Here is a 23,661-nt window from a genome sequence, read left to right on the forward strand (position 1 = left end):
AACCAACTCATTGCGTAAGCCCGGCGTAAGCAAGAGGAAAGCAGGGGCAACCCAACTGTTAAATATTAATTGATAACTGTTAAATGAATAAGTTGATTCTTGCCGCTGCCCTCTTGCTCACCACAGCCTGCGCCCACCAACAGGTGAGCGTGACCACGCCCACTTCCCCGCCCCCCAGCGGCCAGGCGGCTACCCAGGACACGCCCGCGCCCACCAGCGCCAACACCGTGGACCCCGTGTATGCCCACGTCGCCGAATCGGACACCACCGCCCGGCCGCAGTGGCTGAAGGCGCGCATCGCGGCCGTACTGGCCGAACGCAAGCGCTACCCCATCACGCGCATCTATCGCTACGACTACGACGGCCAGAAAGTCTATTACATCTCTGCGCCGTGCTGCGACCAGTTTTCGCAGGTATTTGACACCAAGGGCAACCTGATTTGCCAGCCCGATGGCGGCATCACCGGCAAGGGCGACGGCAAATGCGCGCACTTCGACAAAAACAAAACCAACGAGAAACTGGTCTGGCAAGACCCGAGGTAGGAATTGTGAATTGTGAGTTATGAGTTGTCTTTTCGGCAAGTCGTGGTTTGAACTCATAATTCATAACTCATAATTTATAATTAGCAAGATGATTAACACTATTGCCAAGCTCGGCGCTTTCAACGTCTGGGCCAATGAAACCCTGTTGCGCCGCTTCGATTCGTCGGTGGCCGCCGGCAAAGAAGCTCCTCAGCCGGCCCTGCGCATCTTCAGTCACCTTATCAATGCCCAAGCCATCTGGATTGCCCGCCTCACCGGCACTAACAGCCCCGTGAAAGTGTGGCAGGAGCACGACCTGGCCGGCCTGCACCATTGGCACAAGCAAACGTCGGAACACCTGCGCCAGCTCTGCGAAACGACCGACGAAGCCGAGCTCACGCGCCACATTCAGTACACCAACTCGCAGGGCGATGCCTTCGACTCGCAGGTGAGCGACATCCTCACCCACGCCGTGATGCACGCCAGCTACCACCGCGGCCAGGTGGCCACCAAGATGCGAGAAGGCGGCCTGGAGCCCATCAACTCTGATTTTATCACCTATTGCCGCGAAATGAGCGGGCAGGTACAGCCTCAGCTATAGCATTGGCTATAAGCAGGATGGCAGACAATCCGGCAAATTTTGCCGGGCCGCTTGTTCTTGTTTTGGTGGCTGCCGTATAAGCTGCACCGCAAGCTTCTTGCGCACAACTAATCCAATCCGGTGCATATGGTTTTCATTGTCATGGGGGTTTCGGGCAGCGGCAAAACCACCGTCGGCCAGCAGTTGGCGCAACAGCTCCACCTGCCTTTTTACGATGCTGACGACTTCCACTCGGCCGCCAACATCGAAAAAATGAGCCACGGCACCCCGCTCACCGACGATGACCGGCGCGACTGGCTGGCTACCCTGGCCGCCAACCTTGGCACCTGGGAAAAAGCGGGCGGCGCCGTGCTGGCGTCTTCAGCCCTGAAGGAAACCTACCGGACCACGCTGCAAAGCGGGGTCCAGCAGCCCCTGCACTGGGTTTTCCTCGACGGCCCCAAGGCCCTGCTCCTGGAGCGGATGGGCGCGCGCAAAGGCCACTACATGCACCCGGACATGCTCGACTCGCAGCTGGCTACTTTGGAAAAACCGGCCTACGCACTGCGCCTTTCCATCGAGGCCGCGCCCGCCGAACTAGTCAGCCAGATACTCGCGGCCCTCAAAAAAGACGCCGCCGTCGGAACGAAACCGGCTGCTACTGCACCGCAGTAACCCTTCACCCGCGACCAGCAAAAAGCCCCGACCTTATCAGGCCGGGGCTTTTTGCTGAATGAGCGACGGGCGTTACCTAGTTCAGCGAAGTCGGGCCGAGGTCCGTCACCTGGTCGTTGACAACCACGATACCCGTGCGAACCGCGTTGCGATAACCGGGCTGGCCAGCCGGGGCCGTGGTGCTCGGGAAATATTCGACCCGGTAAGTGCCGGCCGGCAGGCCCCCAATCTGGTAAGTGCCCGACGCATCGGCCGCCGTGCTCACCGTATCGGGGCCCAAAATGGTGGCGCGAATGGCCAGAATCTGGGGCAGCGCGGCCGCCGGGGTCACCGTGCCGCGCAGGCCGCCGTGAATGTCCTGGGCCACCACCCGAATAACGGGCTTGAGCAGGTACCGCTCCTTTTTATCGTTGCCGGCGTGCCAGTTGCCGCGCTCCACAATGGACTTGGCCACGTCGAAATCGAGCAGCAGCTGGAAGGTTTCGCGCTGCTTCAGCGTGCATTTTTCCAGCTTCAGCTTCACGCCCGAGGTTTGGCCGCTGGGGGTTTTGAGGTCGTATTGCAGGCCGTCGCGGCCAATGACGTAGCTGTTGGGGCCGAGGATAAGGCGAATTTCTTTGAGGTCGCCGGGGGCAAAATCGTCGCTCACCAGCAGGGCCGAGTGGCCGTTCACGTAGTCGAGCACGTTGATGGCTTGCGGTGAAAAGTTGAGCGTTTTCCAGCCGTTGGGGTCGTTTTCTTCCTTCAGGTGCACTTCAATCTGGCGCACGTCCAGCACCACGCCACGGTAGTCGCCGGGCGCGTCCATCAGCCGCACTTCGAGCTTGGAGGAACTGGCGTCTTCGGAGGAGCTTTTGGAGCAGCCGGCCAGGCCCAGCAGGGCCGCGCACGCGAGAGGAAATATCCGATTAATCTGCATAAGAACTAGTGAGGAGGTAAGTAATACGGCGTGAAACGGCCCGGCCAACCAAGAGGTTGCCGGGCCGCGTCACCCAATAATATTGCCAAAAAGGCTGTTCAGCCGCTCAATCCTAGTTCTTCGTGGAATCAGCCGGTTCCACGGGTCTGGCCTTGGCTTTGGGCTTGCCAAACAGGCTGTTCAGTCCTTGTCCAATCTGGTTTTTGAGCCGGGCCTGGGCTTCCAGCCGGGCCTTTTCCTTGATGATGCGGTCCTTCTCCTCGGCGGTTTGGTTGGCGGCATCGGCGGTTACTTGCGTGCTGTCCTGGGCCGCTTTTTTCTTCTGAGTGAGGCTGAACAGGGCATCGGTGAGCTTGGTTTTCACCACGTTGGTCACAATGGCTTTGCCCTGGTCCTTCACGCTGCCGCTGGTCAGCTTCACGCTGGGCGCCTTCACGGTGCCGCCAATGTTCAGGCCCAGCGTCACGCGGTCGGTGCCCTGGATGTCCTTCACGCCGGTGAGCTGCGTGAGCTTGCTGCTGAACGCGCTGCCAAGCTTGCCGGTGGGCACGTTCAGGGCCGTAACGTAGGCCAGCGCCCCGGTCAGGCTGTTCGAGCCGCCCAGCGTCATTTTTATATCGCCCACGGTCAGGTCGAACGGCTGCACCACCAGGTTGCCGTTCACGATGTTGGCCTGGATTTTCTTGTCCACCACCAGCAGGGTTTTCAGCTCCGGCAGCGTGGTCAGGCTGGCAATCTTGCTCATCACCTCCGATTGGTTGATGGCCGCCCGCACCACGTCCAAAATGCCCTTGCCGCTCAGCGTGGCCAGGTTGGGCATCATGTCGGGGCCCATCTCGCCGCTCACGTTGAAGTTCGTCCCGAACACGCCCTCCACCTGGCTGGCCAGCGGCACCAGCGTCTTAATGCTGTTGAAGGCCGCGAAAGCGCTCTGGAAATTCAGGTTCTTGATGTTCAGGCCAAAGTCAAATCTGGGGTGCGCCAGGTTTTTGCTGCTGTAGCTGCCAGTGGTGCCAAAGCTGCCGCCCAGCGTGTTAAAGGTCATGTTGTTGAGCGTAGCCGTTTGGTCGCGCACGGTCACGGTGCCGTTGGCGTCGGTCAGTTTCAGGTTGTCATAAGTCACGTTATCAACGTGGCTGTTCAGCACCAAATCGAAAAATTTCGGGATTTGCAGTACGCCGTTGGCTTTGGCCGGGGCCTTGCCGCCGGTGGCCGTCGGCTTGGCCGATACCTCGTCCACCATCCACTCGTTCACGTTGAAATTGTGCGAGTTCACCGTCATAGCGCCTTTCAGCGCCTGCCCCGGCGTAAACAGGTAGCCCAGGTAGTTGCTGATGGTGCCCGAAGCGGCAAAATCGGAGCTGCCGGCCGTGCCGTTCAGGCTTTGCAGCGCAATCTGGTTGTTGTTGAACGTGGCCGTGCCGGTGCTGATGCGTACGCCCTGCGGCAGGTCTTTGCTCTTGTAGGTCACGTTGGTAGCTTTCACGGTGCCGCTGGCTACCACGTTCTGGTAGCGGCCGGCTTCCACGTCGGCCATGTTGCCCTTGGCGGCAATGTCGCCGGCCACGCGGCCCGTCACGGTCATGCCCTGCAAGGGGAAAATCTTCGTGATTTTGGTCAAGTCCACCGTGCCGCGCACGTTGGTGTCGAACACCGGCTTGTCGATGTTGTGGGCCGACAGCCGGCCTTCCAGCGGCTCGCCCTCCAGCACCATCCGGAATTGCGGCAGGTTAACCTGGGTGTCATTCACCTGGCCCGTGGTGTTCACCACCGTGCCGTTGAGGTTGATGTTCTCAATCGGAGCCGGGAATTTAGCCGATTTCACGTAGCCGTTCGTTAGCCGCATGACGGCGTTCACCACCGGCATCTGGGTTTTGGAATAAATGCCTTTGGCCGTGCCATCCACGAACAATTGCCCGCGCATGGCCAAGTCCTTCACCGGGTACACCTTCAGCGCCTCGGCCAGGTCCACGTTGGCTTTCACGCGGCCATCCACCTTCATCGGCGCCAGCCCGTCGATGGTCACGTTGCCATCCACCGGGTCGGGGCCGAGGTCAAGGTGGAACCTGGGGACATTGACTTTCACGTCGTTGGTCACGCCCGTGGGGTTATCCACCTTCATTTGCAGGTTGATGTTCTTGGCTTCGCGGGGCAAATCCGGGTACTTAAACCGGCCGTTGGTTACGGTCAGGTTCACGCCGTAGCCGGGCAGCCGCGTGGCCGTCTGCGTGCCCTTCGCATAACCATCGAACGCCACCTTGCCACTGGTTTCAATGTTTTTAAACTTCTCGGTGAACACGCCCGGCACCAAACTCAGCAGGGTTTTGAAGTCCGTTTCCAGCGCCTTAAAGGTGATGTCATAAGTAATATCCGAGGCATTGGGCAGCCCGATAGCGCCCGCGAAGCTGAACGGAAAGTCGTTGAGCTTAATCTTATTGTCCTTGAACGTGTACAGGTTCTTGTTCAAATCCATGTTCATGGTCACGTCGGCGTCGAGCTGCTTATCGGTTACGTAGGCCACGTTGTTGTAGGTCATATCCAGGTCGGCGGCCGTGGTTTTCGAGGTCATGTCGAACACGTTGCTGGCGAAGTCGCCGCTGCCGCTGTGGTTTACGCCGCGGGCTTCCATGCGCACGGGCAGCGTGAGGTCCTCGTAGCGCAGGTGGGCATCGGTCAGCTTCCAGCCTTTTATGGCCAGGCTTACCTGGCTGGTATCCTGGCCTTTGGCAGCGGCGGCCGAGTCCGAAATCACCACGTCCCAGTTGGCACGGCCGCTTTTCAGGCGGCGCAGGCTCAGGTCGGGCCGCTCCAGCTCCACGTTATTAATCCTGATTTCCTGGCCCTTAATCACGGTCATGACGTCGAGGCCCATGCGCAACCGGGGCAGGTAGGCCAGTGTATCGCGACTGAATGAGTCCAGCCCAATCACGCGCAGGTCCTTAATATCCAGCGTCAAGTCCGGAAAGGAATGGAGCACGCTCACGTCGATGTTGGCAGGGTCGTACTGCACTTTGGCCCGCACGCGCTGCGCAATCTGCTTGTCGGCCAGGGCCCGCAGCTTGTCTTTGAATAGAAAGGGCGCAGCTACGGCGGCAGCCACCAGCACCACTAAAAACACAGCAATACCCAACAGAACTTTCCGCATAGCAAGAGTTAATAAGTTATTCCAAGCAAAGATAAAACGGACCGGCTGCCGCTTTATTCTCACAACCGCCCGGTCAAAACCGCGCCAAATGATTCCTGACAACCATAAAATCTACCTTACCGGTCCCGCTCGCGCCCCAATATTGCGATGAGTGCTGGCATGCCGACTTCACAAAGCTGAGCCACAACCATTTTGCAGGGCTTACGCTTTCCTCTGGTTTTTGGGCACGAAGCCATTTTTCGAGGGGAATAAATCACAAATTATTGCTAAATTTTCATGGAAATTTTTTGCATTATCTTTGGCGCTACTCATCCATCGCCTGGTCAGGCTGCATTGGTCCGTTTTGACTCCTGTGGGGTTTAGCGGCCAGACCTGGCTACACCATGCCGCTCCGTTTTAAACCAGTTAAGTGGCGCGCCTGCTCGCTCTGCTCACCTACCGCATTATTCCTCTGCACACTTCTCCTAATATGAAGCGTTTTCTATCTGTGTTGCCGTTGGCTTTTGTGGGCTGCTTCGGTGGTTTAGCTCGTCCCGCGCAGGCGCAAACTCCCGCCATGAGCTTGGTCGGTAGCGTGCAGTCAGAGGCCAAAGCGCCCTTGCGCGGGGCCGCCATCACGGTCATTCATTTGCCTTCGGGGGTGCGCCACGCGGTGGCCTCCGACGGCGAGGGCCGTTTTGTGGTGGCCAATCTCCCAGTCGGCGGCCCGTACCTGATAAAAGTAGGAGAGGGCGGCTACCGGTCGCAAACCGTTGAAAACATCTTTCTGGAAAACGGTAAAACCGCGAGCGTCAAGGTAACCCTGAGCAAACTGGGAGAAGAGCCGGGCAAAGACCGCAACAACCGGGCAACCGAGCAAACCCTGGCCCTCGCCCCCGAAGCCGTAGTGGGCGGCCCCATCCTGATTACGACCCTGAGCAAGCCCCGCGCGGCGGCAGCGGCGCCCTCATATTCAGCACCAGCCCGTACGGCTTCGGTAGCTTCGGCCGGGGCGCCCGCTGTGCCGGCAGCCACGCCATCAGTTGCCCAGGTGACGCAGCCGCCCACCGCCCTGGCCCCGCGCTACACTCGGTACCCTGCCCGCACCGGTGCCTACCGGCCCATCATCCGGGTAGACGACCCCATTGTGCCGGGCCATTACGACGCCAAAACCGGCAACTACATCTACGACACCGGCCAGCTCACCACGCTCAAGCTGGCCAACGGAGGCGTGATTTCCGGCGTTGGGGCCAATTCCACCGAAAGCTACCTGCACCATTTTCTGGCCGACCCGCTGGTGCAGGTCGATACCGTGGACCTCACCCGCGGCTGGTACAATTTCGACCGGGTGTATTTTGAAGCCGGCAAAGCCAACCTGACGCCCGAGTCCCTTAGCCAGCTGCGCAACATCGCCACCATTCTGCACGCCTATCCCAAGGCCCGCATCAAGCTCGGGGGCTACACCGACAGCACGGGCACCTATAAAGTAAACAAGCAGCTCAGCGAAGCCCGCGCCCGCACCGCCTGGGCCAGCCTGGTTGAAATGGGCGTGAGCCCCAGCCGCATGGATGCCCGCGGCTACGGCCCCAACTACGCCATTTCGGCCAACGACACGGAAGAAGGCCGGGCCAAAAACCGCCGCCTGAGCGTGAAAGTGTTGCAAAAGTAGGCCCCGGATAATCCGGGCCTGCCTCTCCCCGGCCGTACATTCGCGTAGCTGGGCGTACTAAACGGCACCGGCGCCGCGTTATTCCGGTCACAATGCCAGTGCTTTATCCTATGTTGCTTGCCCGGCTGCGGCTGGCCCTCACGGCCGGCCTGTTGCTGGGCACCGTTTCCGGAGCGCGGGCGCAGGATGTTTTCTTCTCCCAGCCGTTTGCCACGCGCCTGCACACCAACCCGGCTTTTGCGGGCCTGGTCGACGATTATAGCGTCACGCTGAGCTACCGCAACCAGTTTCCGACCCTGGCCGGCTCCTTCGTCAGCACCCAGGCCGCCGCCGATATTCGCCTGAATACCCCCGGCCAGCACCACGCCCTGGGCCTGCTCATCAACCAGGACCGAACCGGCTCCGTGGGCTACACCCGCCTCGAAATCGGTGCGCTTTACGCCTACCACACCCGCCTCACCGAGCAGTTGGCCCTCAGCGGTGGGCTGCGCGCCAGCTACGGCCGCCAGCGGGTGGGATATGACAATTTCGTGTTTGGCGACCAGATTCAGGAAGACGGCAGCGTGGCCGGCCCCTCGGCCGAAACCCTGGACTTTCCGCCCGTCAACTACTTCAGCCTGGGCACCGGCGCCGTGCTCTACTCCGAGCAAGGCTGGCTCAGCCTGGCCGGCCAGCACCTCAACCAGCCCAGCCTCGGCTTTCAGAAGCAAAGCCAGCTCCCCATCCTGCTCAGCCTCTCGGGCGGCTATAAGTTCTTTGCCATCAAGCCTTCCACTGGCATTGCCACCCGCGAGGTGAGCTACACGCCCGTGGCGGCCTACACCCGGCAGGGCGGTTCCCAGCGCATCGAAACTGGTTTGTATCTCACGGCATCGCCCATAACACTGGGCGCGGTGTACCGCAATATTTCAGTACCCGGCAGCGTTAATCCTCAGCACGTGCTCGCCATTGTGGCGGGGGTGCAGGCGGGCGGCCTGCGCATTGGCTACAGCTACGACGTGGGCCTGAGCCGTCTGAGTGCCGATTTAGGTGGTGCCCACGAGTTGACCCTCGCCCTGCGCGCTTTTGATAAATTAGAAAATGCCCATCGACGCTTAAAAAGACGTGTTTACCCACTGGCCCCTTGTCCCGCGTTTTAATTTTTTGTATTATTGCGTTCTCATTGCCCTTGATAATCCCTCCGCCCCATCTTCATTTTAACTTTGTTATGAAATTTACTAATTATTTATGCCTGGCCGCAGTAGGCCTTACAGCCCTAGCCGGCTGTGGCAAAAATGGGCAGCCTACGGCCTCTAAACCAGGTAAATATTCTTCTACAACGGGTATTGAATACAACACCGAGAAGGGCATGGCCGTGGCCAACTTCAAAAAAATCCCCGAAGGCCCCGGCCTCGTGTTTATTGAAGGTGGCCGCACCGTGCTGGGTTCGCAGGAGGAAGACGTGACCATGACGCACGATAACATCGAGCGTACGGTAACCATCGCCTCGTTCTACATGGACGAAGCCGAAGTAGCCAACATCCACTGGCTTGAGTACCTGCACTTCGTGCGCACCGACTCGGCCGAAGAGTTTTATAAGTCGGCTTTGCCCGACACCACCGTGTGGGCCCGCGACCTGTCGTTCAACGACCCCTACGTGACGTACTACTTGCGCTATCCTGGCTTCCGCTACTTCCCCGTGGTGGGCGTGAGCTGGCTGCAGGCCGATGATTATTGCACCTGGCGTACTGCCAAAGTGAACGAGCGCCTGGCCGCGGGCGGCGACAGCAAATCCAGCAAAGGCGGATTGTTCGGTAAGAAGAAAAACAAAGGCGGTGATGCCGCCGCCGGTGCTGAAGGCACTGCTGGTACTGCCGGCGCTTTGGGCAACGGCAAAAGCACTACTTCCATCGAGAACGGCAACACGCTGCCCAACTACCGCCTGCCCACCGAGGCGGAGTGGGAGTACGCCGCGCAGGCCCTTATCGGCACCCAGGAAGTGGGCAACGAGAACCAGGAAGAGAAGCGCATCTACCCTTGGGATGGCAAATCGACCCGCAACGCTTACGGCCGCAAAATGGGCCAGTTCCTGGCTAACTTCAAGCGCGGCCGTGGTGACTACGCCGGCATCGCCGGCAGCCTGAACGACGGCGCCATGATTACGGAGTACATCTACTCGTATCCGCCCAACGACTATGGCCTCTACAACATGGCCGGCAACGTGAACGAGTGGGTGCAGGACGTGTACCGCCCCCTCTCGTTCCAGGACGTAGAGGATTTGAACCCCTTCCGCCGCAACGGCGTGGGTGACCCGGCCGACAAATACGACAAGAAAGGCTACCAGTCGCTGATTGACGACCACGTGCGGGTGTACAAAGGCGGTTCGTGGCGCGATGTGGCCTACTGGCTCTCGCCCGGCACCCGCCGCTTCATGGCCGAGGATTCGGCCACGGCAACCATCGGTTTCCGTTGCGCGATGATTAACGCTGGCTCGAACAAATAGCCGGCAGCAGAAAGCAAAAGGGCCGCTCCTGAATCAGGAGCGGCCCTTTTTTGTGTTCGTGACCTTCCTTAACGGTCGGCGCAGGCGATGGTGGCGATGCTCACTTCGGCGGCACCGGCGGCCAGCAGCACCGCGCCGCAGGCTTCGAGGGTGGCTCCGGTGGTCAGCACGTCGTCCACCACGAGGATGCGGCGGCCGATAATGTGCGCGGGGTTTTCGACTTCGAACACCGTGGCCACGTTCTCCCAGCGCTGGGCGCGGTTCTTTTTAGTCTGGGTCTTGGTGTTGGCGGTGCGGCGTAGGGCGGTGTTGCTGGCGGGCACTTTCAGGCCGTCAGCGAGGCCAGTGGCGAAAGCGGCGGCCTGGTTATAGCCACGCTTGGCCAGCTTGCGCGGGTGCAGGGGCACGGGCACGATGAGGTCGAAATCGGCGGCCAGACCGGCCGCGTGCAGCTCCGCCCCATAGAGCTGGCCCAGGGCGGTACCTACGTCGCGCTGGCCCTGGTACTTGAGCTCGTGCAGCAAGTGCTGCACCCGGCCGTGGCGCACGAAGCGCAGGTAGCTCAGGGCGTGGCGGATGGGGAGTTTGCCCCAGAAACGACGGCCGAGCGGGTTTTGGTCGGGCGGGAGCAGGTGAAAATCGGTGTAGGGCAGCTCGGCGCGGCAACCGGTGCAGAGGTGGTTTTCGCCGGTGACCAGCGGCTCCTGGCAGGCCAGGCACAGGCGGGGGTAGATGAGGCCGACAAAATCGGCCCACAGGGTGCGGAGCATGGTAGAAGGGGAGGGCGAGGTTTTAGGAAGTAATTTTGAAGAAGCAATGTAGCCGATTATTGGCAGTAATTCTTCGTAAGTACGTCATGCTGAGTGCTGCCGATGCATCTCGTTTGAGCAAGCATATCCTATTCGCTGAACGAGTGGTTTACTACCCCACGCGAGATGCTTCGACTACGCTCAGCATGACGTGCTTTTTTCCCTTCGCCCTCAAATCAATGTCTCAAGTAACCGAATTCAACGAGTACCGCCAGCGGATGAACGCCACCATCCTGGCGGCCGATAATAAAGTCATCAAGCGGTTTTTCAACCTCGACACCAACACCTACGCGGCCGGTGCGCTCGACGTAAAAACCAAGGAAATGCTGGGCCTGGCCTGCTCCATGGTGCTGCGCTGCGACGACTGCATCAAGTACCACGTGGGCAAGTGCTTCGAGGAGAAGCTGACCGACGAGGAGATTTACGAGGTATTTGCCATTGCCAACATCATCGGCGGCAGCATCGTGATTCCGCACTTCCGCCGGGCGGTGGAATACTGGGAAATCCTGAAATCGGAGGCCGGCAGCGGCGCCCACGACGGCGCGGCCCTGGCCGCCCACAAGGCCGCCCACGACGGCCACCCCGCCGCATGAGCGAGGACCTGAACCCCGCCGCCCCCGCCGAGCACCCCGAAGCCGAAGCCGACTTCGAAGCCCGCTGGGAAACCCTGATGCTGGAGATGGAAGAGCGTTTCGGCAAGCGGCCCGATTTGAACGCGCTGCTGCTGCTCATCGGCATTCAGGAGCTGAACCAGGGCATCACCACTTTCACCAAGGAGCAGAAGCAGGACCTGATGCACATTGCCACCTGCCGCCTCTTCAGCCTCAGCGGCCACTACGAGCAGACGCATGTGGACGAGGACGGCTGGCCGCACTACAAGCTGCTGCGCCCCGTGCCCTTCGCCAACCTGAAGGAGCAGGAACGCATGCTGAAATGGCACGTGCTGGAGTATTTCGCGCTGGACCCGGGGGATAGTCTGTAAACCAATCAGGTCGTCAGGTCTCAGCTGCGCTCGACCTGACGACCTGAATTCCCCATATCAACTCAATGAAAATCGTTTCTTACAACGTGAATGGCCTGCGCTCGGCCCTAAGCAAGGGCCTGCTGGACTGGGTGGCCGAAGCCGCACCCGACGTGCTGTGCCTCCAGGAAATCAAGGCCAGCCGGGAGGCGATGGATGTGTCGGGTTTTGAAAAGCTGGGCTACCACGCCTACCTGCACCCGGCCCAAAAGCCCGGCTACAGCGGCGTGGCCACGTTCTCGAAAATTGAGCCCACCGCCGTCATCCACGGCTGCGGCCAGAGCTGTTACGACGACGAAGGCCGGGTGCTGCGGCTCGATTTCGATAACGTGTCGGTGCTGAACACCTACATGCCCTCGGGCACGAGCGGGCCGGAGCGGCAGGCTTTCAAGATAGAATGGCTGCACTTTTTCCGCGATTACGTGGCCGGGCTGCGGGCCGGAACCACGCCGCCGCTGCTCATTGGTGGCGACTTCAACTGCTGCCAGACGGCCATCGACCTGCACAACCCCAAGGCCAATCAGAACAGCCCCGGCTACACGCTGGAGGAACGGCAGTGGTTCAAGGATTTTCTGGCCGATGGACTGGTGGATACCTTCCGGCACCACCACGGCGAGGCCACCGGGCACTACTCCTGGTGGAGCTACCGGGCCGGCTCGCGCGGCCGCAACGTGGGCTGGCGCCTCGACCATTGGCTGGCCGACGCCGCGCTGCAACCGCGACTGGCCGGCGCGGGTCTGTTGCCCAACGTGGTGCATTCGGACCATTGCCCGGCCTGGGTGGAAGTGCAGTAGGAACGCGCCACGGCGCGTTCGGTGCGAGAACGGCAATTGCGGCAATGCCTGGCCGGATATGCCTCCCACGCCGAACGTGCCGTGGCGCGTTCCTACCCTGCTGAACCAAGCACCGCATCCTGATGTATCTTTCCCGACTAAGACCTGATTTATGGCGATGCTGATGGAGCGCGATGCGGCGGCGGCCGAGTACCCCGCCCTGGCGCGGGTACGAACGGAGCTGGAAGCCTTCAAGCGCAAGTTTTACCTGAACCTGCTGGTGCGGGGCGGGCTGGTGGCCGGTGGGCTGCTGCTCACCTTTTTTGTCGTGTTCAACGGGCTCGAATACTTCCTGTACCTGCCCACGGTGGTGCGGGGTGGGCTGCTGTTTGGGTTCATGGGCCTCACGGTTTACAGTTTTGCCCGCTGGATTTGGCAGCCGCTGGCGGCCCTCACCAACCTGCGTCGGCTGCTGAGTGATGAGCAGGCGGCGCGTAGGGTAGGGGAGCTGTTCCCGGAAGTGCAGGACCGGCTGTTGAACGCCCTGCAGCTGCAGGGCCAGGCACGGCACAATGCCCTGATTGCCGCCAGCCTGGAGCAACGGGCTGCGCAGCTGGGCAAGTTTTCGTTTGCCGAGGGCATCAACATTCAGCAGCAGAACCGGCCGTTGTGGAAATACGCGGCCATTCCGGTGGCGGTGCTGCTGGCGCTGCTGGCTTTTTACCCCAGCTTTCTGGTGCAGGGCACCGAGCGAATCTGGCACTACCGGCGGGCGTATTCGCCGCCCGCGCCGTTTCAGTTTTTGATTAAGAACCCTAAGCTGACGGCTTTCCGGGGCGAAGATTTTACCTTGGATGTGGGCGTGGCGGGCGCGGCCCTGCCGGCCGATGTCAGCATCGACTACAACGGTGGCGAGCGGCGGCTGAGCAAAGTGGCCGGGCACGGCGACCTGTTCCGCTACACGTTTGAGCAGCCGCAGGGCGACGTCGCTTTCCAGCTGAAGGGGGCCGGGTTCAATTCACCCGAATATCAATTGACGGTATTGGAACGGCCCAATTTGCGCGATTTCAAGGTCAACGTCACCTACCCGGCCTACACCGGCAAGCCGGCCGAAACCATCGAGAACGGCGGCAACCTGACGGTGCCCGAGGGCAGCACCGTGCGCTGGGAGTTTGCCACGGCCGCTACCGACGAGCTGGCCCTCGTATTCCAGAACCCTGATGAGACGCTGGTGGCCAGTGGCGACGATGGAACCTTCGTGGCCACGCGCCGGGTGCTGCGCTCGCAGCCGTATTTGCTGCGCCTGAAAAACCCGGCCAGCCTGAACCGCGACCCCATTTCCTACCAGCTCACGGCCGTGGCGGATTTGCCACCCTCGCTCACGCTGGAGGCCTTTTCGGACACGGTGACGCGGCGCTTCCTGGCCCTGGGCGGCACCGTGCGCGATGATTATGGGCTGACCCGCCTGGAGCTGCATTATGCCCTGCGCCGCGCCGGGCAGGGGCCAAATGCGACTCCGAGCCGGCAAGGCGCTACGCCGCTGGCTTTGCCCAGTGAGAGCGCCGGCACTTACGCCTACACCTGGAATCTCAATGGCCTGAACCTGCAGCCCGGCGACCGGCTCGAATACTTTGTGGAGGCTTGGGACAACGACGGCGTGCACGGCCCCAAGGCCACGCGCACGCGGCCGGCCGAGTTTCGCCTGCCCAGCCGGCGCGAATTGCGCCAGGAAATGCAGGCCCAGGCGCAGTCCGTGGCCAGCCAGATGAGCCAGGCCGCCAAGCAAAGCGAGAAGCTGGAGCGCGAGCTGGCCAAAACCCAGGACAAGCTCAAAACCAAGCGCGACCTGAGCTTTCAGGACCGCAAGCAGCTGGAAAATATGCTCGACCAGAAGGAGCAAATGAACCAGCAGATGGAGCAGATGCAGAAGATGTTTGAGCAGCTCCAGCAGAAGCAGGACCAGCTCAGCCCCAAAAGCGAAGAGCTGGCGAAGAAGGCCGAGGAGCTGAAAAAGCTGATGGCCGACCTGCTCGACCCCGAAACCAAGAAGCTTTACGACAAGCTCCAGAAGCTGCTGGAACAGCAGAAACAGCCCGATGCCGAGATGCAAAAGCTGCTTCAGCAGCTCGAAAACAAGGAAGACACCCTACAAAAGGAGCTGGACCGCGCCCTCGAAATGTTCAAGCAGATGCAGCTGGAGCAGAAGGCTGAGGAAACCGCCAACAAGCTGGATGAACTGGCCAAACAGGAAGATAAGCTGGCCGAGAAAACCGAGCAGAACGACAAGGAGAACCCCGACAACAAAGCCTCAAACCAGGAGCAAAAAGCTAAGCAGGAACAGCTGAAACAGGAGCAGGCCAACAACCGGCAAGACTTCGAAGACCTGAAAAAAGAGCTTCAGGAGCTGAAGCAGATGGACAAGGAGCTAGGCGACCAGAACGGCATGGACGAGCAGAAGCCCGAGCAGGAGCAGACCGACCAGGACATGCAGGAAAGCCAGCAGAACCTGGGCAAAAACCAAAACAAAAAGGCCGCCAGCAAGCAGAAAAGCGCCGCCTCGCGCATGAAGCAGATGGCCAAGAAAATGCGCGACCAGATGAGCGAGGAGGAGAGCGACCAGGCCCAGCAGAACATCGACGACCTGCGCGATATCCTGGACAACCTGCTCACCCTCAGCTTCGACCAGGAAGGCCTGATGAAGGATTTCCGCAAGGTGGACCAATCGGACCCGCGCTTCGTGCAGCTGGGCCAGACCCAGCGCAAGCTGCGCGACGACGCCAAGATTATTCAGGACTCGCTGTATGCGTTGGCCAAGAAAGAGCCCAAAATCCAGAGCTTCGTGACCCGCGAGGTGGGCGAGATGAACGGCCGCATGGACGAGTCGCTCACCCACATTCAGCAGCGCGACCTGGGCCGCGCCACCGCCACCGAGCAGCAGGCCATGACCAGCATGAACAACCTCGCCCTGATGCTCCAAAGCTCGCTCAACCAGATGCAGCAGGAGCAGCAGGAAGGCAAAGGCGCCCCCAAAGACGGCCAGGGCAAGCCCGGCAAGAAAAAGGGGAAGGGCAAAGGCCAGGGCCAGGGCAGCAAGCCCGGCCCCGGCAGCATGGGCAAGATGCAGCAGCAGCTCAACGAGCAGATTCAGCAGCTTTCCAAGAGTGGCAAAACCGGCCGGGCCATGTCGCAGGAGCTGGCCAAGCTGGCCGGCCAGCAGCAGATGCTGCGCCAGGCCATGCAGCAGCTCGACAAACTGCAGCAGGGCGGCAAGCCCGGCGGCTCGCAAGCCGGCCAGGGCAAAGACGGAAAGGAAGGTGGCAAAGAAGGCCAGGAAGGCGGCGCCAATGGCAAGGACGGCAAAGGCGAACAGGGCGGGGGCGGCACCGGCGACATCAAAAAAATGATGGAGCAAACCGAAACCGACCTCGTGAACAAACGCCTCACCGAGGAAACCATCATGCGCCAGCAGCAAATTCTGACCCGCCTGCTGGAAGTGGAAAAATCGGCCCGCGAGCGCGACCAGGACACCAAGCGCGAGGCCCAGGCCGCCCAGACTAAACCCCCGGTTTTCCCGCCGGCTTTCGACAAATACAAGGTCAGCAAAGAACGCCAGACCGAATTGCTACGTAGTACTCCCCCAACCCTGACTCCGTATTATCAACGCGAAGTGGGTGAGTACTTTCAGAAAAATAAATAACGGTACCCCATAACCCATCCAAACTGGCTGCAGTTTCGTTAACCAATTACTGTTCTGTCGGAAACAAGCGCTTGCGAGCGACATAAATTATGGTGGTGCTTTGCCGTTAAAACACTATTTTTGCCGCCCCTAACCCGCCGCCGTCCTTCCTATTAAACCGCCTTATGAAGCAGGTAAAAATTCAGATTCCGTCGCTCGTTGAGAACATCCGCGTGGTTGAGAGTTTCATCGATAACTCCAAGGATACTTTTCAAATTGAAGACGATATCTACGGCAACATCATGGTTGCCGTGACCGAAGCGGTGAACAATGCCATCCGTCACGGCAACAAGTTCGACAAGGACAAGAATGTCTACCTGTCGCTCTACGTAGAGCCTCAGCAGCTCAAATTTGAGATTGAGGACGAGGGCATGGGCTTCAATTACGACAACCTGGACGACCCCACGGCGCCCGAAAACCTGGAGAATCCGGGCGGCCGGGGCATTTTCCTCATTCGCCACCTGGCCGATGAAGTCGAGTTCAGCAAGGAAGGCCGCCGCGTGCTGCTCACCTTTCAGCTAGCGCCCGCACCCGCCGACGAAACCTCGACTGCCGGCCACATCGCCGCTTAATTGCTATGATGAGCACCCCGCCGATGGGCCCGCCCCACCACGAAAACTTCCCGCCCGGCGAGCTGCACCACGAAGCCCCCGGCATCGAATTCATGGTGGAAGACGTGCCCGAGTTCGAGCTGTCCGAAGCCGAGGGCATTCTGGAGTGGGTGGAGCGCGTGGCCAAGGTGCACGAGCACCGCATCGTGCAGCTCACCTACATCTTCTGCTCCGACGACTACCTGCACCAGCTCAACGTCGAATACCTCGGCCACGACACGCTCACCGACGTCATCACGTTCGACAATTCTGATGACGCTGACATACTGGAAGGCGACATTTTCATCAGCGTGGACCGCGTGCGCGACAATGCCCAGGACCTGAGCATCAGCTTCCGCGACGAGCTGCACCGCGTCATGATTCACGGCGTGCTGCACCTGCTGGGCTACCACGACAAGGACTTGCTGAGCCAGACGGCCATGCGCGCCAAGGAAGACTATTGTCTGGCGCTGCGCACGTTCTGAGGCGCTTACCTGTTTCCTTCTGAAACCGACCAACGCCCGCTTCTTGCGGGCGTTGGCGTGGACGAACCTGGCCGGCCGCTGGAATTGCGCCGCCGTTGCCCAACCGTGTTTTATGTCTGCCTCTTCACCTGAGCTCCCCATTATTCGGGGCGAAGCCCTGGATTTTTACCTTAGCCAGGGCTATTACCGAATGCAGCAGGACCTGTTCACCTGCCAGTTCGTGCCCTTCGATGGGCGCCTGTACTCCGCCCATTGGCTGCGTTTGAACCTGGCGCGTGTGCAGTGGGGGCCCGAGCAGCGCCGGCTGTTGCGGCTCAACTCCCGCTTTTCCACCACCGTCCGGCCGTTTCGCCTCACCCCCGAATACGAGGCGCTGTACTTCCGCTACCGGGCAGCCATCACCTTCGACGCCGCCCCCACCGTGGACGCCGTGCTGCTGGGCGGGGCGGCGCACAACGTGTTCAACACCTTCAGCATCGAGCTGCGCGATGGGGGACGCTTGATAGCCGCCGGCATTTTCGACCTCGGCCAACGTAGCCTGGCGGGCATCCTGAATTTCTACGACCCGGCCTACCGCAAACACAGCCTCGGCAAGTACCTGATGCTGCTGAAAACCGACCACGCCCGCCGCCTCGAACTCGATTATTATTACCCCGGCTACCTGGTGTACGACTACCCCAAGTTCGACTACAAGCTCTACCCCAGCCTGGCGGCCACTGAGGTGTTCGACAGCATTGGTGGCCAATGGCAGTCCTTTTCCTGGGAGGCCGTGGCCGCTCACTCGTCCGAACTGCTGGCCGATTGGCTGCCGGAGGACCTGAGTGGCGTGGCTGAATAAACCGTCGAAGCGTCCGCTGGCCAGTGCTACGGCTTTGCTTAACCCAAATTCTGAAACCCGCAACTCGTTTCACGTGAAACTGGCTGCGGGTTTTTGATTGCGTAATTTTGTAGGAACGCGCCATGGCGCGTTCGGCGTTACACGATTCCATTTGTTATTATTCGTCGCATTGGCGCGGCCTACTGAACGCGCCGTGGCGCGTTCCTACCATTATGTTTCAAACCTCCGAATACGACGTCATTGTAGTGGGCGCGGGCCACGCGGGCTGCGAGGCCGCCGCCGCTGCCGCCAACCTCGGCTCGAAAGTGCTGCTGGTGACGATGAACATGAACACCATCGCCCAGATGTCGTGCAACCCAGCCATGGGCGGCGTGGCCAAGGGCCAGATTGTGCGCGAAATCGACGCGCTGGGCGGCCAGTCGGGCATCATCACCGACCAGACCATGATTCAGTTCCGGATGCTGAACCGCTCCAAAGGCCCCGCCATGTGGAGCCCGCGCGCCCAGAGCGACCGCATGCGCTTCGCCGAAGCCTGGCGCCTGACCCTGGAAGGCATCGCCAACGTGGATTTCTGGCAGGAAGCCGTGACCGGCGTGGTGGTGGAAAACGACACCGTGGTAGGCGTGAAAACGGCTCTCGGCATCGAGTTCCGGGGCAAGTCCGTGGTGCTCACGAACGGCACGTTCCTGAACGGCCTCATCCACATCGGCGAGAAAAATTTTGGTGGCGGCCGGGCGGCCGAGAAGGGCAGCCGCGGCATTACCGAGCAATTGCTGGAGCTGGGTTTTGAGGCCGGGCGCATGAAAACCGGCACCCCGCCCCGCGTGGACGGCCGCAGCCTCGACTACGCCAAAATGGAGGTACAGGGCGGTGACGAGGTGCCCAGCAAATTCTCCTACCTCGACACGCCGCGCCTCACCCAGCAGCGCCCCTGCTACATCACCTACACCAACGAGCGGGTGCACAACATCCTGCGCGAGGGGTTCGAGAAGTCGCCCATGTTCCAGGGCCGCATCAAGGGCCTGGGGCCGCGCTACTGCCCCAGCGTGGAGGACAAAATCAACCGTTTCGCCGACAAGGACCGGCACCAGATTTTTGTGGAGCCCGAGGGCTGGAGCACCGTGGAATGCTACGTAAACGGCTTCAGCAGCTCGCTGCCGGAGGACGTGCAGTACCGCGCCCTGCGCGAAATCGCGGGCTTTGAGAATGCGAAGATGTTCCGCCCCGGCTACGCCATCGAGTACGACTTTTTCCCGCCCACGCAGCTGGCGCTCACACTCGAAACCAAGCTGATTGCAGGCCTCTATTTCGCGGGTCAAATCAACGGCACCACGGGCTACGAGGAAGCCGCCTGCCAGGGCCTGATGGCGGGCATCAACGCGCACAACAAGGTGCACGGCAAGGCGCCTTTCGTGCTCAAAAGGAGCGAGGCGTACATCGGCGTGCTCATTGATGACCTGGTGAACAAGGGCACCGACGAGCCCTACCGCATGTTCACGAGCCGCGCCGAGCACCGCATTCTGCTGCGCCAGGACAACGCCGATTTGCGCCTTACGCCGCTGGGCCACGAGCTGGGCCTGGCTTCGGATGAGCGGCTGGAGCGAGTTCGCATGAAGGAAGGGCAAACGGCTGAAATCGCCGAGCTGCTCCAGAAATTTGCCATCGAAATCGCCGAAATCAACCCGCTGCTGGTGGAGCTGGGCTCGGCCGAAATCCACGAAAAAACCCGCGCCGTGAACCTGCTGCGCCGGCCCAACGTGGAGCTGGCTGACCTGCGCCGCGCCCTGTCCGCCCTTGACGAAGCCCTGGTCGCTTACGACGCGGAAGCCCTGGAGCAGGCCATCATCAACATCAAGTACGAAACGTATTTGCAGAAGGAAAACCAGCAGGCGGCCCGGCAGCAGGAGTTGGAAAACTTCGTGATTCAGGGCCGGCTCGACTACCGGGCCATGCCTGCCCTCAGCCACGAGGCCCGCGAAAAGCTGCTCAAGATTCAGCCCGAAACCATTGGCCAGGCCTCGCGCATCAGCGGCATCTCGCCCGCTGACGTGTCGGTGCTGATGGTGTACCTTGGGCGGTAGGAGAGTGTTTGTGTGGTGCTACGTAAACGCTACTTTTTGCTATTAGAGCTTGCCGCCGGAGCTGGAGTAGTTGGCTTGCTGCTATTTCAATTTCTGTATCCCAAACTGTTCGATAGCGCAGAGTACTTCGAAAAGGTACTCCTCATTTGGCGGTTTTCCGCGCTGGGGTTGCTGCTCGGGTTTATTGTGGGCTTGTTTATGACGCTTCGCAACTTGGTGCGTAAGCTTTGGAGGCCAGCCTTGGGATGGCTGCTAATATGCGGGTTGGGCTTGGGCGCAAGTATAGTCTTATGGGTAGCCACTAGCATCATTATGATGGGCTCCATGGGCGACCCGGGCCCAGCTGAGGCTGCTCGTATAGAAGCCCGATAGCATCAACAACAGCCTGACTGCGTTCCTGCCAAAATCTTACGAACTTTGCCCGGCTACCCAATACACCGCGTCGCACCTGTGTCGGCCGGCTTTTGCCTTTAGAAGTATCCGTGTCCTACGAACGAATTGATAATTGCCCGGTTTGCGGCAAAACCGACTTCAAGAACAAGCTGGTGGTGGAAGACCGCACGGTGAGCCACGAGAGTTTTGCCATTGTGCAGTGCGCGGCGTGCAGCTTCCAGTTCACCAACCCGCGGCCGAACGAGGCCGAAATCGGCAAATATTACGAGTCGGATGCCTACGTGTCGCACAACAGCGGGGCTCAGGGCTTCGTGAATCAGGCCTACAAAGTGGCCCGGTTTTTCACGATGCGCCGCAAGGTGGGCCTGCTGAACAAGCTGGCGCCGCGCCGGGGCAAGCTGCTGGATTATGGCTGCGGAACGGGGCATTTTCTGGCCGCTGCCAAATCGGCGGGCTGGCAGGTGGCGGGCCTGGAGCCCAACGCCCGCGCCCGTGAGGAAGCCAGCCAGCGCCTGGGCCAGACCATTGGGCAGGAGAGGCTGGCCTCGTTTCAGCCGGGTACGTTCGATGCCATCACGCTGTGGCACGTGCTGGAGCACGTGCACACGCTCAACGAAACCCTGGCCCAGCTCACGGCTTTGCTCAAGCCCGATGGCGTCATCCTCATTGCCGTGCCCAACGTGGAAAGCCTCGACGCCCAGCACTACCGCGAGCTGTGGGCGGCTTATGACGTGCCCCGGCACCTCTACCACTTTGCGCCCAAAACCATGGCTCAGCTACTCAAAAAGCACAAGCTCACCATCAGCCAGACCCTGCCCATGCCGCTCGATGCCTACTACGTGAGCATGCTCAGCGAGAAGCACAAGGCCGAGCGCGCCGGCGGCCTGCTCACCGTGCTCAAGGCCGGCTACAAGTCCAACCAATACGCCGAGGAGCACGAAGGCCAGTATTCGAGCCTGCTGTACGTGGCCGGCCGGCGTACTCCGGCGGCCTGATGCGGCGGGTGGTGCGCCGGTGGGGGTGGGGCCTGGCCATGACGGCGTGTTTGCTGCCGGCCGCCCGCGCCCAGACGGTGCCCGTGCCGGCCGCATCGCCGGCTGCCCCCGTAGCTTCGCCCCGGCCCGATTCGGTAAAAACTCCGCCGCCGACCTTTGTGGTCGATACCGCCCGGCACGTTGTGGTCGTTAACTCCACCGAGCCGACCACGGCCGTGACGCGCCGCACGGGGCTGCGCATCGGGGCAGTTATTGTTGTGCTTACTCTCACCACGTTGTTGTTGTATAATGTCCGTTCGCGCTGAACTGCTGGCTTTGCTGGCGCTGGTTGCCTTGCTTGAAAGCTGCGCCGCCGTGGCCCCGCCCCTGGGCGGCCCGCGCGACCGCACGCCCCCACGCCGCATCAGCAGCTCGCCCGATAGCGCGGCCCGCAACGTGAAGCAGCAGTTTATTCGCCTCAATTTTTCGGAGCCCGTCATCACTAAAGAGCTGAGCAAAAACCTGCTCGTTACGCCCCAGCTCCCGGCCGACAACCCCTACAAGCTGCGCGAAGACCGCAACTCCATCACCCTGCTTTTCGAAAAGCCACTGGACGCAAACACCACCTACAGCTTCAATTTCCGGGATGGCGTAGTGGACATCACCGAGGCTCTGCCCGCCAAAAACGCGGTGTTGAACTTCAGCACCGGCGCCGTGCTCGACTCTGGTAAGGTGAGCGGTACCGTTACCGATGTGCTCACGGCCAAACCCATTGCTGAAGCCAGCGTCGGGCTCTACCGCGAGGCCGATACCGCCGGCGTGCGCCGGGGCCGCCCCTACTATACCGTCCTCACCGACAAGGCCGGCAAATTCAGCCTGAGCTTTCTCAAGACCGGCCCGTACAAGATTTACGCTGTGACCGACAAGAATAACAACGGCCACTACGACGATGGCGAAAAAATCGCCTACCTGCCCGCGCCCATCACCATTGCCGGCACTTCCGGCGCGCCCATTGCGCTTGTGCTCACCCAGCCCGACCGGCGCGCCCCCTTCCTCAACAACCGGCAGCTTAGCCCCACGCAGCTCCGTTTTAGCTTCAACGAAGGCCTGCGCACGGCGGCCCTGGCCCCGCTCGGCACCACCGCAAACGCGGCTGCGGTGGCCGAAGCCCTGCAGCTGGCCGACCGGGGCCGCACCGTGGCCATCTTCAAAACGCCGGACGTGGGCGATGGCCGCTACCTCCTCACCACGGCCGACAGCACCGGCAACATCGGCCACGATACCCTGCAAGTAAAATTCCCGGTGCCGCCGGCCACGGCCAAAAAGGTGTTGCCGCCGGCCCTGTACTCCGTAGAAAATGCCCCGCGCCAGGTATACCGCGAAGGCCAGGTGAAATTCCAGTTTGTCGTGCCGGTGCGCGTGGCCAAAGACCGGCCCTTTGGCACCCTCATCGAGGACTCGACCAGGCGCCGCCCCCTGCGCCTGCCCGCCGACGGCACCCTCAGCCCCGACCGCACCCAACTGGCCGTGCGTTTCAACTCCAAGGCCAAAACCCGGCTCGAAATCCTGCTCGACAGCGCGGCCATCATCGCCATCACCGGCCAGAACCTGCGCCTGAAAACCCTGCGCCTCGGCATCAGCGAGCAGGACGTTTCGACCAGCCTCTCGGGCACCATTACCACCAATGAGAAGAATTTCGAGCTGCAATTGCTCAACGACAGGCTTGAAGTAGTGGCCAGCCTGGCCTCGCCCAAAGGCACGTACCTGTTCTCGGACATGGCCCCCGGCACTTACCACCTGCGCGTATTGATTGATGCCGACGGCGACGGCCACTGGCGCGGCGGCGACCCCAACCTGCTGCTGCCGCCCGAACCCGTGTACCTCGACCCCAGGCCCCAGCAAGTCCGCGCCGGGTTCGATATCGTGGAGGCGCTGAAGTTCTAACTCTAAGCGCCGCCAGCCGGCAATCCCACTGCACCATGCCCGACCAG

The 23,661-nt window shown here is 60.9% G+C and carries 20 protein-coding genes; 17 read left to right on the forward strand and 3 right to left on the reverse strand.

The features are described 5' to 3' along the window. Nucleotides 1–83: 83 nt before the first annotated feature. From J4G38_RS01050 to J4G38_RS01060, 3 genes are all read left to right on the forward strand, one after another. The gene (locus J4G38_RS01050; RefSeq protein WP_226163045.1) at nt 84–542 is read left to right on the forward strand and encodes a DUF6970 domain-containing protein; all 459 of its coding nucleotides are present in this window, start codon (nt 84–86) and stop codon (nt 540–542) included. 88 nt (nt 543–630) lie between these two features. Then, nucleotides 631–1,122, forward strand: coding sequence for a DinB family protein (locus tag J4G38_RS01055; protein ID WP_210514354.1), 492 nt, complete (start codon nt 631–633; stop codon nt 1,120–1,122). Between the two features lie 126 nt (nt 1,123–1,248). Beyond that, entirely contained in the window at nt 1,249–1,776 is a 528-nt protein-coding gene (locus J4G38_RS01060; RefSeq protein ID WP_210514356.1) for a gluconokinase, read from the forward strand. Nucleotides 1,777–1,852: 76 nt separating this feature from the next. Here the strand turns inward: J4G38_RS01060 and J4G38_RS01065 are convergent, their stop codons facing one another. Then, nucleotides 1,853–2,695, reverse strand: a complete 843-nt coding sequence (locus J4G38_RS01065; protein ID WP_210514358.1) for a DUF4382 domain-containing protein — start codon at nt 2,693–2,695, stop codon at nt 1,853–1,855. Between the two features lie 112 nt (nt 2,696–2,807). After that, a complete protein-coding gene (locus J4G38_RS01070) occupies nt 2,808–5,840 on the reverse strand; it encodes an AsmA family protein (protein WP_210514360.1) in 3,033 nt (1,010 codons plus the stop codon). 556 nt (nt 5,841–6,396) lie between these two features. Between J4G38_RS01070 and J4G38_RS01075 the strand changes: the two genes are divergently transcribed. The 3 genes from J4G38_RS01075 to J4G38_RS01085 all read left to right on the forward strand — a co-directional run bounded on the left by J4G38_RS01075 (nt 6,397) and on the right by J4G38_RS01085 (nt 9,970). Beyond that, nucleotides 6,397–7,488, forward strand: a complete 1,092-nt coding sequence (locus J4G38_RS01075; protein WP_210514362.1) for an OmpA family protein — start codon at nt 6,397–6,399, stop codon at nt 7,486–7,488. A 110-nt stretch (nt 7,489–7,598) separates the two neighbouring features. Next, the gene (locus J4G38_RS01080; RefSeq protein ID WP_210514364.1) at nt 7,599–8,627 is read left to right on the forward strand and encodes a PorP/SprF family type IX secretion system membrane protein; all 1,029 of its coding nucleotides are present in this window, start codon (nt 7,599–7,601) and stop codon (nt 8,625–8,627) included. A 68-nt stretch (nt 8,628–8,695) separates the two neighbouring features. Beyond that, nucleotides 8,696–9,970, forward strand: a complete 1,275-nt coding sequence (locus J4G38_RS01085; protein ID WP_210514366.1) for an SUMF1/EgtB/PvdO family nonheme iron enzyme — start codon at nt 8,696–8,698, stop codon at nt 9,968–9,970. A 68-nt stretch (nt 9,971–10,038) separates the two neighbouring features. Here J4G38_RS01085 and J4G38_RS01090 read toward each other — a convergent pair whose 3' ends face one another. Further along, the gene (locus tag J4G38_RS01090) at nt 10,039–10,740 is read right to left on the reverse strand and encodes a ComF family protein (protein WP_210514367.1); all 702 of its coding nucleotides are present in this window, start codon (nt 10,738–10,740) and stop codon (nt 10,039–10,041) included. Between the two features lie 218 nt (nt 10,741–10,958). On the opposite strand from J4G38_RS01090, the gene J4G38_RS01095 reads away from it, so the two are divergent. From J4G38_RS01095 to J4G38_RS01145, 11 genes are all read left to right on the forward strand, one after another. Beyond that, nucleotides 10,959–11,372: a carboxymuconolactone decarboxylase family protein gene (locus J4G38_RS01095; RefSeq protein ID WP_210514369.1), complete on the forward strand. Its 414-nt coding sequence runs from the start codon at nt 10,959–10,961 to the stop codon at nt 11,370–11,372. Next, nucleotides 11,369–11,761 carry a hypothetical protein gene (locus J4G38_RS01100; RefSeq protein ID WP_210514371.1) on the forward strand — a complete coding sequence of 131 codons (393 nt, stop codon included), beginning with the start codon at nt 11,369–11,371 and terminating at the stop codon, nt 11,759–11,761. Before J4G38_RS01095 ends, J4G38_RS01100 begins: the two co-directional genes overlap by 4 nt. A 65-nt stretch (nt 11,762–11,826) precedes the next feature. Then, on the forward strand, nt 11,827–12,594 hold the full coding sequence (locus tag J4G38_RS01105; protein WP_210514373.1) for an exodeoxyribonuclease III: 768 nt from the start codon (nt 11,827–11,829) through the stop codon (nt 12,592–12,594). A gap of 151 nt (nt 12,595–12,745) precedes the next feature. Further along, nucleotides 12,746–16,270, forward strand: a complete 3,525-nt coding sequence (locus tag J4G38_RS01110) for a DUF4175 family protein (RefSeq protein WP_226163046.1) — start codon at nt 12,746–12,748, stop codon at nt 16,268–16,270. Between the two features lie 164 nt (nt 16,271–16,434). Beyond that, complete coding sequence (locus tag J4G38_RS01115) at nt 16,435–16,881, forward strand: ATP-binding protein (RefSeq protein WP_210514375.1); 447 nt, start codon at nt 16,435–16,437, stop codon at nt 16,879–16,881. A gap of 5 nt (nt 16,882–16,886) precedes the next feature. Further along, on the forward strand, nt 16,887–17,384 hold the full coding sequence (gene ybeY, locus J4G38_RS01120; protein WP_317198164.1) for an rRNA maturation RNase YbeY: 498 nt from the start codon (nt 16,887–16,889) through the stop codon (nt 17,382–17,384). 112 nt (nt 17,385–17,496) lie between these two features. Then, the gene (locus tag J4G38_RS01125) at nt 17,497–18,222 is read left to right on the forward strand and encodes a GNAT family N-acetyltransferase (protein WP_226163047.1); all 726 of its coding nucleotides are present in this window, start codon (nt 17,497–17,499) and stop codon (nt 18,220–18,222) included. A gap of 212 nt (nt 18,223–18,434) precedes the next feature. Further along, complete coding sequence (gene mnmG / locus J4G38_RS01130; protein WP_210514376.1) at nt 18,435–20,303, forward strand: tRNA uridine-5-carboxymethylaminomethyl(34) synthesis enzyme MnmG; 1,869 nt, start codon at nt 18,435–18,437, stop codon at nt 20,301–20,303. 482 nt (nt 20,304–20,785) lie between these two features. Beyond that, nucleotides 20,786–21,691, forward strand: a complete 906-nt coding sequence (locus tag J4G38_RS01135) for a class I SAM-dependent methyltransferase (protein WP_210514378.1) — start codon at nt 20,786–20,788, stop codon at nt 21,689–21,691. Continuing rightward, nucleotides 21,691–21,996 carry a hypothetical protein gene (locus J4G38_RS01140; RefSeq protein WP_210514380.1) on the forward strand — a complete coding sequence of 102 codons (306 nt, stop codon included), beginning with the start codon at nt 21,691–21,693 and terminating at the stop codon, nt 21,994–21,996. Before J4G38_RS01135 ends, J4G38_RS01140 begins: the two co-directional genes overlap by 1 nt. Then, the gene (locus J4G38_RS01145) at nt 21,980–23,614 is read left to right on the forward strand and encodes an Ig-like domain-containing protein (protein WP_210514382.1); all 1,635 of its coding nucleotides are present in this window, start codon (nt 21,980–21,982) and stop codon (nt 23,612–23,614) included. Before J4G38_RS01140 ends, J4G38_RS01145 begins: the two co-directional genes overlap by 17 nt. Nucleotides 23,615–23,661 lie beyond the last annotated feature (47 nt).

Source organism: Hymenobacter terricola, from assembly GCF_017921975.2.
Classification (GTDB): domain Bacteria; phylum Bacteroidota; class Bacteroidia; order Cytophagales; family Hymenobacteraceae; genus Hymenobacter; species Hymenobacter terricola.